The organism is Alphaproteobacteria bacterium, assembly GCA_037146715.1.
Lineage (GTDB): Bacteria > Pseudomonadota > Alphaproteobacteria > UBA7879 > UBA5542 > JBAWWO01.
Genome location: JBAWWO010000007.1, coordinates 43,418 through 53,412, shown reverse-complemented (window position 1 = coordinate 53,412; position 9,995 = coordinate 43,418). Strand labels below are relative to the sequence as shown.

At 42.2% G+C, this 9,995-nt stretch carries 10 protein-coding genes and 1 rRNA gene; 5 read left to right on the top strand and 6 right to left on the bottom strand.

Annotated elements, in window-relative coordinates; translation table 11 throughout:
• The 5 genes from WCG05_03550 to ubiA form a co-directional block, all read right to left on the bottom strand.
• Positions 1-897: ribosomal RNA gene (locus WCG05_03550) — 16S ribosomal RNA — on the bottom strand; the annotation flags it as partial.
• A gap of 290 nt (positions 898-1,187) precedes the next feature.
• The gene (locus tag WCG05_03545) at positions 1,188-2,921 is read right to left on the bottom strand and encodes a hypothetical protein (GenBank protein ID MEI8321068.1); all 1,734 of its coding nucleotides are present in this window, start codon (positions 2,919-2,921) and stop codon (positions 1,188-1,190) included.
• 24 nt (positions 2,922-2,945) lie between these two features.
• A complete protein-coding gene (locus tag WCG05_03540; protein ID MEI8321067.1) occupies positions 2,946-4,013 on the bottom strand; it encodes a hypothetical protein in 1,068 nt (355 codons plus the stop codon).
• A gap of 78 nt (positions 4,014-4,091) precedes the next feature.
• Positions 4,092-4,271, bottom strand: coding sequence for a hypothetical protein (locus WCG05_03535; protein ID MEI8321066.1), 180 nt, complete (start codon positions 4,269-4,271; stop codon positions 4,092-4,094).
• A 5-nt stretch (positions 4,272-4,276) separates the two neighbouring features.
• Positions 4,277-5,170, bottom strand: a complete 894-nt coding sequence (ubiA, locus tag WCG05_03530; GenBank protein MEI8321065.1) for a 4-hydroxybenzoate octaprenyltransferase — start codon at positions 5,168-5,170, stop codon at positions 4,277-4,279.
• A gap of 27 nt (positions 5,171-5,197) precedes the next feature.
• On the opposite strand from ubiA, the gene WCG05_03525 reads away from it, so the two are divergent.
• The 4 genes from WCG05_03525 to WCG05_03510 all read left to right on the top strand — a co-directional run bounded on the left by WCG05_03525 (position 5,198) and on the right by WCG05_03510 (position 7,806).
• Complete coding sequence (locus WCG05_03525) at positions 5,198-5,920, top strand: 16S rRNA (uracil(1498)-N(3))-methyltransferase (GenBank protein ID MEI8321064.1); 723 nt, start codon at positions 5,198-5,200, stop codon at positions 5,918-5,920.
• The gene (locus WCG05_03520; protein ID MEI8321063.1) at positions 5,921-6,187 is read left to right on the top strand and encodes a BolA family protein; all 267 of its coding nucleotides are present in this window, start codon (positions 5,921-5,923) and stop codon (positions 6,185-6,187) included.
• Between the two features lie 126 nt (positions 6,188-6,313).
• The gene (locus tag WCG05_03515; GenBank protein MEI8321062.1) at positions 6,314-6,616 is read left to right on the top strand and encodes a helix-turn-helix transcriptional regulator; all 303 of its coding nucleotides are present in this window, start codon (positions 6,314-6,316) and stop codon (positions 6,614-6,616) included.
• Positions 6,613-7,806, top strand: a complete 1,194-nt coding sequence (locus tag WCG05_03510; GenBank protein MEI8321061.1) for a type II toxin-antitoxin system HipA family toxin — start codon at positions 6,613-6,615, stop codon at positions 7,804-7,806. The genes WCG05_03515 and WCG05_03510 overlap by 4 nt, the downstream gene beginning before the upstream one ends.
• 67 nt (positions 7,807-7,873) lie before the next feature.
• On the opposite strand, the gene WCG05_03505 is transcribed toward WCG05_03510, so the two are convergent.
• On the bottom strand, positions 7,874-9,232 hold the full coding sequence (locus WCG05_03505) for an MATE family efflux transporter (protein ID MEI8321060.1): 1,359 nt from the start codon (positions 9,230-9,232) through the stop codon (positions 7,874-7,876).
• Positions 9,233-9,354: 122 nt separating this feature from the next.
• Here WCG05_03505 and WCG05_03500 point away from each other — a divergent pair, with 122 nt between their 5' ends.
• Complete coding sequence (locus tag WCG05_03500; protein MEI8321059.1) at positions 9,355-9,939, top strand: hypothetical protein; 585 nt, start codon at positions 9,355-9,357, stop codon at positions 9,937-9,939.
• Positions 9,940-9,995: the final 56 nt, after the last annotated feature.

The following is a 9,995-nucleotide window of genomic DNA, read 5'->3' as shown; positions in this document are numbered from 1 at the left end:
TCCACCGCTTGTGCGGGCCCCCGTCAATTCCTTTGAGTTTCACTCTTGCGAGCATACTTCCCAGGCGGGATACTTAACGCGTTAGCTACAGCACTGCTTCAAACAGCACTTAGTATCCATCGTTTACGGCTGGGACTACAAGGGTATCTAATCCTTTTCGCTCCCCCAGCTATCGTCTCTCAGTGTCAGTCATGGCCCAGTAGAGCGCCTTCGCCACTGGTGTTCTTCCTTATCTCTGTGCATTTCACCGCTCCACAAGGAATTCCCTCTACCCCTACCATACTCTAGCTTTTAAGTTCTCGACTGCCGGTCCAAAGTTGAGCTCTGGGATTTGACAGTCGACTTTAAAAACCACCTACAGACGCTTTACGCCCAATCATTCCGGACAATGCTTGCACCCTCTGTATTACCGCGGCTGCTGGCACAGAGTTAGCCGGTGCTTATTCCTCAAGTACCGTCATTTTTTCTTCCTTGAGAAAAGAAGTTTACGATCCACGGACCTTCTTCCTTCACGCGGTATTGCTCCGTCAGGCTTTCGCCCATTGCGGAAAATTCCTCACTGCTGCCTCCCGTAGGAGTCTGGGCCGTGTCTCAGTCCCAGTGTGGCTGACCATCCTCTCAGACCAGCTATAGATCATAGCCTTGGTAGGCTTTTACCCTACCAACTAGCTAATCTAACGCGGGCTCATCTATTGGCGATAAATCTTTCCCCCGAAGGGCTTATGCGGTATTAGCTTTCGTTTCCAAAAGTTATTCCCCACCAATAGGCAGATTCCCACGCGTTACTCACCCGTGCGCCACTCAGTCATGATAGCAAGCTACCATGCTTCGTTCGACTTGCATGTGTTAGGCGTGCCGCCAGCGTTCGTTCTGAGCCAGGATCAAACTCTCAAGTTTTATCCTGATCAAAGAAACAATTAAATTGTTCTTATAAATCGCTTACTGACGATTGCGTAATTTTTTGAATTGACTTGGTTAAGTAATTCTATTTATACACAATGTCTTGAAAATTTTATTCCAAGTCCACTGTCTATTTTTTTCCTTAATTATATACTGTTTCAAAGAACGGGCCCGCCAGTCAAACCGACGAGCCGATACTGTATATATGCAATTTAAATGGTCCCGTCAAGGGGTTATTCAAAGTATTTTCAAAAAAAGATGAAATAGTTTTGATTTTAAGAAGAACCCTATAGGTATTTCAGGAAAGATTCATAGGTTTTCTGAAAGGATTCAGGCTGCTTTTCGTAAGGACCCGTATGACAAACGCCATAAATGAACTTGCTAAAACAGGTCTGCGGCTCAGCAAACATCTGATCATACAAGATAGCTCCCTCACAAGCCTGGGGTATCTTGTTTTGGAAAATTTGGGACTCAACCCAAAGTCGAAGAGCAGAGAAATTATAAGGTCTTTTTTTAAGTTCTTTGGAAATAACATGCTCTGCGGACGCCCAATCCTGTTTTTTTAGATCATAAGCTGCCACATTTAGACACGCTTCATAAGAGAGCGGATTGTATTTACATACCCATGCACTTTTGGCCCTGTCATTCACATAGACCCTTTCAACAATCATGGTCCAGGTCTGAAAGCTAATCAGCAACACAAGCACCCCCACCAAAAGGGTTTTTAGGGCTACAGGAATAGCGAAACTCTTTGTGTTATAGTAATCAGAGAAGAAATATCCAAACAGCATGGCGCCCAGGGAAAAGGTGAAGGGCAATTCCATGGGAAACTGAAACAACATTTCGATAAGAATCACAAAAGCCAGCAAAAGAAAGAACAAGCTGTCTGTCGTGACCAACAGAAGTTTTCGGCGCACCTTCCAAAGCAACGAGCCCAGCAAAATAACCGCCACTACCACCACATGAAGCCCATCTTCAATCAAAAACCTTAAGTATTCACAATGGGGAGATTTTGCAATAGCCCCCTCACCTAGCATTTTAGTCTTAAAGGAAATTTCATACGGGATTGAGCCAAATTCAAAGCCCCCAACCCCCACACCGAAAAGATTTTTCCATAGCATCAAAAGAGCAGCCTTTAGAAGATCCCAGCGGAAAGATAGCGGTTTCTGAAAGGCCTCTAAAAGAAAAGGGTTTTGAATCGTTTCACCTATCGCACCCATATTGCCTAAAAGAGGAAGAAAAATTCGGCCACACAAAAAACCACCGATCAGAATAGCAGATAAATGAGCCCTGGAAAGCCAAAGGGGCTTTAGAAATAAATATCCCACACAAAGTGCTATGGAAATCATCATAGACTTGCACTGCAGATCTAAAATATAAGCCACAGAAAGGACGGATAAAAGACTTAGTAAAACCCGTGGCACCCTTTCTTTCATTTTTGCAAACCCATAAAGCTGTAACAAAATACTAAATCCCATAAATTGGCTTGTCATGTTTGGATTTCCAAAAACAGAGGAGAATTTTCCCATGGAAGGTCCTAACATTGTATCTGATATCAAGCTTGAAAGGTCCAACAGATCCACTTTGAAAACCCTAAAAATATAGGCTGTAACTGTTATCAAAACAGTTGTTGAAAACACGGGGAGAAAAAGAAAGTTGAAACTTTTAATATGGGAAAAAACCTGAAGGAAAAAACCGGCTAAGATGGCATAGCAAAAACGGTCTAAGGTAAAGTAAGAAACAAAGGGTAGATCATGCAGAAAATAATTTAAAAATAGAAATCCCCCTAAAATCAGAAAAACTTTTTTCTGAAAAGAATCAACTTTGAGATAAAGGGGATTTTTAAAAAAGCTTAAAAGGGCAAAAAAGCTAGCCACATAAAGAACATTCCATTGATCTTTCATGGGGTCAATTCTTAGAAAGAATGTCCCCCATATGGGCAAAGCAAAAAACAAAAAGAAAATAACAAAAAAGGAACCCCCGTCTAACAAGGGTTCCTTATAAGTTGATTTAGAGTACATACGGGTTGAGATCTAAAAATTAGTTTATAAATCATCTCCCTCTTCTTTAGTAAGGCGACGGGAATAACTAGCTTTAGCAGCAAGCTTAGCTTGTCGAGCAGCAGCGATAACCTCCCCCGAACGGATAGCAAAACTTTGTGTGCCCTTATCTATTCTAGCTTGCCGATCCACGAGCGCTTCCAATCCAGCTTCATCCAGAGCTCCTCCGTCAAAAATCAAGGACTGGCGGTCTCTGCCTGGATAGCTAGCATAAACAACCGTTTTGCCAGAAGTAGGTTGATCAACTCTGACAGCAGTATCGGCATATCCAACAAGCCTACCGGGATAGCTATGTAATCTACTTGCATAACTATGGTGCGAAAGTTCAATAACACCAACAATTCCATTCATCAGGCTGGCAAGTCGACGAGGGTAAGAAGCTGGAACTACAGGACAGTCGAGGCGTTCACCATCATACAAACAGGCAACTCCTTTACTAGCACATTTAGAAGATAGCGCCAATAAAGCAGAAACTTTGGGCTTCTCAAGATCAACCGCTATAGCCATTTTGGGATGAGTTTCTATCATTTTAGACAGATCTCCTACAGAAACAGCAACATTTTGACAATCCAAATTCCTCAAACTTCTCATTCCCATAATAAATTGAGGAAGCTTGACCTGTACTATTTCAGGTGACTTATACCCATACGCACCAGTCCACCTGAAATCGTGATTACTTATTACCAGATCCACAACAGCGCCAAATTTCCTCTTAAGGTCATCTGAAAGACCACCTTCGCCCTCACTTCTTTCCATAAGAGCATTCATGTGTGTCAAGATTTCTGACAACTGATCCCTATGAAAAGCAATGAGAGAAATTCTAGAAAAATTAGAGCCGTCCCGCGGAAGGTTCCGAAGAATAACTGTTTTTAACTCAGCTAGTTTTCTTTGCCCGATGCCGTCTGAATCATCCTGCTCAAAAATTCGAGAAAAATCCACCGGAAGATGTATCATAGGCTCTACTGGACTCGGCGCCCTAGAAGCCGCAAAAGCCTGCTGCCCTAAAAGAAACGCCAAAACAAAATATGTGAATACTAGAAATACTTTTTTCATTTTTTACCATCCTGTTATTTTTCAATCATTTTTATCATATCACCCCCCCCCCACCTGAAAACAAGTTTTTTATGGGACTTATTTTTCGCTAACCGTACAACTCTTACACGCCCCAGGAATCTTAACCGTATTATCATATTTGATCACAGTTTGGGTGGGGTAGGTTCGGGGATAGGTTGAATCCTCAGGCGCCCTTAGCCCTCCCTTTTTGCCACAAGCGGCCAGCAACACAACGCACAATAAAAAGCATATCTTCATAAACGTTACCTTAATAAATTTTCCAGTAAAACACTAGCCCAAATGATCAGGGCTATCCATTTGTTCTGCTGAAAGGCCCTAAGACATTGTTTGGGGGCTTTCAAATTCAGTCGCACGACCAAAATCAGACTTAATATAAGGGCCGCACTAATGCCCATTCCGTAAATCCAGGAAAAACCCTGTAAATATTGAATGGTGTAAAGTCCCCCGAAAAAAACACTATAAAACCCGGCAATGGCCCCTTTTCCGCGGCCACCAAAATACAAAGCTGTAGAACCAACCCCAACCTTTTGGTCGTCTTCAATATCCTGATAAGCATAAATGGTGTCATAGGCCAAGGTCCAAAAGAAACAAGATCCATATAGAACCAGGGGCACAAGTCCCAGCGCTCCCCTAATAGAGGCCCAGCCCATCAGGGCACCCCAGGTAAAAGTAAGTCCTAAAACCGCCTGGGGCCAAAAGGTCACATATTTCATCAGGGGGTACACCCCCACCAGAATCAAAGAAAACAAGCCCAACCAAATCGTAAATGGGTTAAATTGGAACAGAATCCCTGCCCCACCAAGGGCTAAGACCACCGCAAAAACAAAGGCCTGTTGACTAGAAACCGCCCCATTAGCCAAAGGTCGCCCACAAGTACGCACCACCCGCCTATCAAGGTCCCTATCCAAAAAGTCATTCCAGATACATCCAACGCCGCGCATCAGAATCGTTCCTAACAAAAAAAGCAGAATCTTGCCCCCATGAAACTCACAGTCCGCCAAAGATACACTCCACACACAGGGCGCAAATAAAAGCCACATCCCCGCCGGCCGATCCAATCTCATCAGCTGGGCATAGGGCACCCAAACCCCTGGCAAATGGGTGATCCATGATTTTTTAGGCATATCTGTTGTCATTGACGGGTAATTCTCTATAATGGGCCCATGAGTAGTTTTATTCCCCGATTATATGTAAAAACACCCCTGAAGCAAGGGGAGATCCTATTTTTATCTGACACCCAAACCCATTATTTGGTGAATGTGTTGCGCTCAGCCCCTGAAGAAACCGTTAAGGTTTTCAATGGTAAGGATGGAGAGTGGTCCGCCACGCTGAAACAAGAATCTAAAAAGAAGTTTTTTCTGGTCTGTCAGGAAATGGTCAAACCCCAAACCAAAAACCTTGATATCTGGTTAGCCTTTTGCCCCCTTAAGAAAAACCCCCTGAATATTTTGATTGAAAAGGGGACCGAGCTAGGCACCACCAAATTTATTCCCGTGAAAACCGACTATACAGATTTTAAAAGTTATAGCCTGGGCAAAATCCATCTGCACGCCATTGAGGCCGCCGAACAATCGGAACAGCTTCAGGTGCCAGAGTTCGCGCCCTTTGTCAGCTTGAAAGACCTGTTGCATAAGTGGCCCCAAGAACGGGTTTTGTATGCTTGTTTAGAACGATCAGATGAATCCCCTACTCTTTTGAAGGCTCTTGATACCACGAAAAAGTCAGCTATTTTAATAGGGCCTGAGGGAGGCTTTAGTGACGCAGAAAAAACCCTGCTTAGGAACCATCCCCAAACAAAAATTGTGACCTTAGGGGCGTCTATTCTGCGGGCCGAGACAGCTGCCATTGTAAGCCTGGGCTGCTTTGTACAGAAGTCATTAGACTAAATGACCTCCCTTAAAAAAACCATTGAGCAGAAAATTGTAGATTCTTTGGATCCCATTTTTCTTGAAATCATAGACCAATCTGATTTGCATAAAGGCCATCTGGAAAACACGGGGCACACAGAAACTCATTTTAAGGTTACTATTGTGTCTAAAGCCTTCGACGGGCTTACTCATCTAGAACGCCATCGCCTAATCCACAATCTGTTGAAAGAAGAAATTCCCCGCATCCATGCGTTGAGTTTGTGTTTGAGGGAAGCGGAGAAGTAGATTGTTTCCTACTTTTAGCGCATGTAAATTCATGCCATATAAACCTGAGAAGAGTGCGCTTGATTTTTTAATAAAAGACATTATATTATCTAATAATAGTTATTTTTGTATATAAGGGATATTATAATGTCTTTATTTATGGGAACGCCTGATGAAGTGGGTAACCAAATTAGATGCCGGGCGCAAGCCAAAAGATTAATTCTTAATCTTACTCAGAAAAGTCTATCCGATCGATCTGGAGTAAGCTTTGGCGTGATCAAAAGATTTGAACGAACAGGAAAAATTTCCTTTGAATCTCTCTTAAAACTCGCTGTCGTCCTAAATTCTTTGGAAAAGTTCAAGGAATTGTTTGGAGAGCCGTCACCAACAGAAGAGGTTTCTCTAGATAGACTCTTAAAAGATAAATCTCGGAAACGGGGGCGCCAATGACAGGTCTCAACATATCTGTGCTCCATGTTTATTTTATGCGTGGAACAGAGAAAATCCTCATGGGAAGACTGGCCCTAAAAGACCGGAAAATATTTTTTGAATATTCTTCTGAATTTCTAAAAACAGGGCTGGAGCTTTCTCCTTTCAAACTTCCATTAAAATCAGGTGTGATTGTCTGTGAAGATCATCTTTTTGATGGATTATTTGGCGTTTTTAACGATAGCTTGCCCGATGGATGGGGGAGGCTTCTTCTAGATCGCAAATTAATGAAAATGAGCCTTAATCCTGGAGATCTCTCCCCATTGGATCGCCTCCAATATGTGGGATCCCATGGCATGGGGGCCTTGGTGTATGAACCAGAGATCGCGGGCATAGGTTTTGCCTCTCATGAAGATTTAGATGAAATCTCTCATGAAGTTCTTCAATTTCAAGAAAACCAAGGAGACCAATTTGTAGAAGATCTTCTAGATATGAATGGCTCCTCTGCTGGGGCTCGTCCTAAGATCTTAAAAACTTTAGAGGGGGAAAATTGGATCATAAAATTTCGCTCTTCTCTTGATCCTCTCGATATGGGGCCTATTGAATATGCCTATCACTTAATGGCCCATGAAGCAGGCCTGGAGGTGCCTTTCGCACAAATATTTCCTTCTAAAAAAGGTCCTGGTTATTTTGGTGTAAAAAGATTCGATCGCACTCAACAGCAATCTCGCCATATGCACACCATGAGTGGACTGCTCCATTCGGACCATCGTATTCCTAATTTAGATTATGAAACAATTCTACGCGCAACCCTTTGGCTTACAAAAGATGTCAGAGAATACGAAAAGCAATTTAGAGTCGCTATTTTTAACGCTTTAAGTCATAACCGAGATGATCACGCTAAAAATTTTTCTTTTTTAATGGACGAAAAGGGGGTGTGGAAGGTCTCTCCCTCTTATGATCTCACTTTTTCTTCAGGTCCAAGTGGTGAGCACTGTACGACCATTATGGGGGAAGGTAAAAATCCCTCCCTTTCTCATTTCCTTAAACTTGCTGAAATCGGGGGGCTTAAGAAGAAAAATGCACTACAGATCATTGATGAAGTGAATCATGCTGTCTCTCAATGGAAAATCCACGCACAAAACGCAGGTGTGCAGCCTGCTTCATTAAAAAGAATTCAAAATTCTCTGAACCAAACTTTGAAAATATAGTTAAAACCCGTCCCTAAGATGGATGGATCCCGCAGTTTCGCGATGCAGTGTACCAAAAGATGGATTTTTACAGGATGGAGAGCTTCTGCCAGACGTTGGTTCTATACCTCCAATAGAACAAACCGAAATTCACCAAGGCATAGATCACACTAACGGCCCAGAACAAATAAGGGTCTGTTTGGTGATGAATGCAAACCCAATAGGTGGGAATGATGGCCGCAAAAATCATGGTGACGAGGTTCGTTTTCATCATGAATTTGGTGTCCCCTGATGCTGTTAAAATACCCCCTAACAGCCAAGTCATGCCGTCAAAAATGAAATAGACCCAGACGGCATAGAAAGAAAGCCGCACATCTTGTAACACCAAATTATACAAAGCCGTATCTTTTGTGACGAAAATTTTCAACAACAGGTGAGGATAAAATAATAAAGGAATCGCGACCAAAATTAAAATGTAGCCGAAAATTTTTAAGCCTGACTTCCAGGCCCGCCCAATCAGATGAAAGTCTTTTCGTCCGATCAAGTTAGAAACAACCGCCACCATAGCTTTTTGAAGCCCCTCAGTCAAAAAACTGAATAGAACAAAAAAATTCTGACACACCGATAAAACTGTCGCGTAGGTGGCGCTTATCAGCGATCCCTTCATAATTAGGAAACTCCAGCCAGAAAACTCAATTGTGTGGCTGGCTGCATGGGGCAACCCAATTTTCAAACAATCCCACAAAAGAATTTTGTTGATTTTGAAATGACCTGTTCCAAGGGTATCGCGATATTCTTTGCGCAGAAAAATACTAAACAAAATAATCACTGTTGAAAGTTGCGCAAGCACAGACCCACAAGCTGCCCCCACTGGACCCCAGGGCTCAATAAATCCAGGCACTCCCAAAACTAGGCAATAGGTTAAGACTCCGTTGATAATGTTAGAGCCAACTGAAGTCAGGGTCAGAATTTTGACTTGTCCTCGCCCCGCATAAAAGCCAGACAAAGCGCCAATCAAGGGCATCAAAAAGGCAAATGGCATCATCAGGCGAAAATAGGGCGCCCCATCCTCAACAAACTGGTCTGGAATATAATGCCAACCCAAAAGACCCATGGGAATATAAATAATCCCCAGCCCCAAGGCCACCCAAATCATTTGCCAAACAGGTTTTCCAATATCACTGTGGCGGTTAGATCCATTAAATTGCCCCACAAAGACCTCAGAAATACTGGTCAGCGCAATTGGGGCAAATTGAAACACGGCAATGAATGATGTAAGGGATGTCATAGCATTCATAGCTTTGATGGAATATTGGGCCACAATCAAACGGGATATAAAGAACATGACAGTCCCTGACATAATCGTCAGCATCAGGGGCAAGGCAAGACTGATGAGCTCTTTAGTGCTAGCAGGACGATAGGAGGTAAATTTTGACTGTGTTTTCATGAAAAATTCATTTTACACAAGGGTAAATGGGTTTTGCTCTTTGGTCAACAATGTTTTTTGAAATCAAACTTTCTATTGCAGATTTTTCTCAATTTTCCTATGCTAGCGCTTAGAGGAAATACATGAAAAATCGTTTTAGAAATCTACTGTTTTTGCTATGCCTATTGATAGGGGTATCAAAGCCACTTTTGGCTAGTAATAATTCAGCCAATCCTTGCCCTCAACTAACGACCTCTCAGCTGTGTCAATCTTTTCATGAAGAAACTGATTTTCAAATCGACCCAAAGGCCAAAAACATTGTCAAAGCCTTTTGTCAAAACAATTCGAATAAAATTCTTAGGGGAACATTCATCAATACCATAATTGAATGCACCTACGAACCCTCCCCTGAATGGCTGAATGATCTAAGGTCAGACTTGCGAAAAGACTTTGCAAAAATTTCTATTGGAACCAAAACTCAAAGTGTACAAGTTCAAACTTGCCCTGTTTTAAATTTTGAGGCTTTTAAACTTTTACTTATTGGAAAATCTTATTTTTCCGAACCTCACGTAGAATGGAAAATGAAAAATAAAACCTTTTTATCTCAACGTTTAGTAAAAGGTCTTCCGAAAAAAGAGAGCTCTCCGCTAAATACTCAGCATTCAAAATATACTTTGTGCTCTTATAATTTAGATGGCCCCCGCATTTCTGTGCGCATCAGAAAATAAAATCGACAAAAATTCCATATTTCGATATATGATAGATTAAATATTTAAGGAGATTA

What these genes read in the sequence shown, in the direction of transcription:
- ubiA (MEI8321065.1), bottom strand. Translation starts at nt 5,170, where the DNA reads ATGACAACAGATATGCCTAAAAAATCATGGATCACCCATTTGCCAGGG.
- WCG05_03510 (MEI8321061.1), top strand. Translation starts at nt 6,613, where the DNA reads ATGACAGGTCTCAACATATCTGTGCTCCATGTTTATTTTATGCGTGGA.
- WCG05_03540 (MEI8321067.1), bottom strand. Translation starts at nt 4,013, where the DNA reads ATGAAAAAAGTATTTCTAGTATTCACATATTTTGTTTTGGCGTTTCTT.
- WCG05_03545 (MEI8321068.1), bottom strand. Translation starts at nt 2,921, where the DNA reads ATGTACTCTAAATCAACTTATAAGGAACCCTTGTTAGACGGGGGTTCC.
- WCG05_03520 (MEI8321063.1), top strand. Translation starts at nt 5,921, where the DNA reads ATGACCTCCCTTAAAAAAACCATTGAGCAGAAAATTGTAGATTCTTTG.
- WCG05_03500 (MEI8321059.1), top strand. Translation starts at nt 9,355, where the DNA reads ATGAAAAATCGTTTTAGAAATCTACTGTTTTTGCTATGCCTATTGATA.
- WCG05_03525 (MEI8321064.1), top strand. Translation starts at nt 5,198, where the DNA reads ATGAGTAGTTTTATTCCCCGATTATATGTAAAAACACCCCTGAAGCAA.
- WCG05_03535 (MEI8321066.1), bottom strand. Translation starts at nt 4,271, where the DNA reads ATGAAGATATGCTTTTTATTGTGCGTTGTGTTGCTGGCCGCTTGTGGC.
- WCG05_03515 (MEI8321062.1), top strand. Translation starts at nt 6,314, where the DNA reads ATGTCTTTATTTATGGGAACGCCTGATGAAGTGGGTAACCAAATTAGA.
- WCG05_03505 (MEI8321060.1), bottom strand. Translation starts at nt 9,232, where the DNA reads ATGAAAACACAGTCAAAATTTACCTCCTATCGTCCTGCTAGCACTAAA.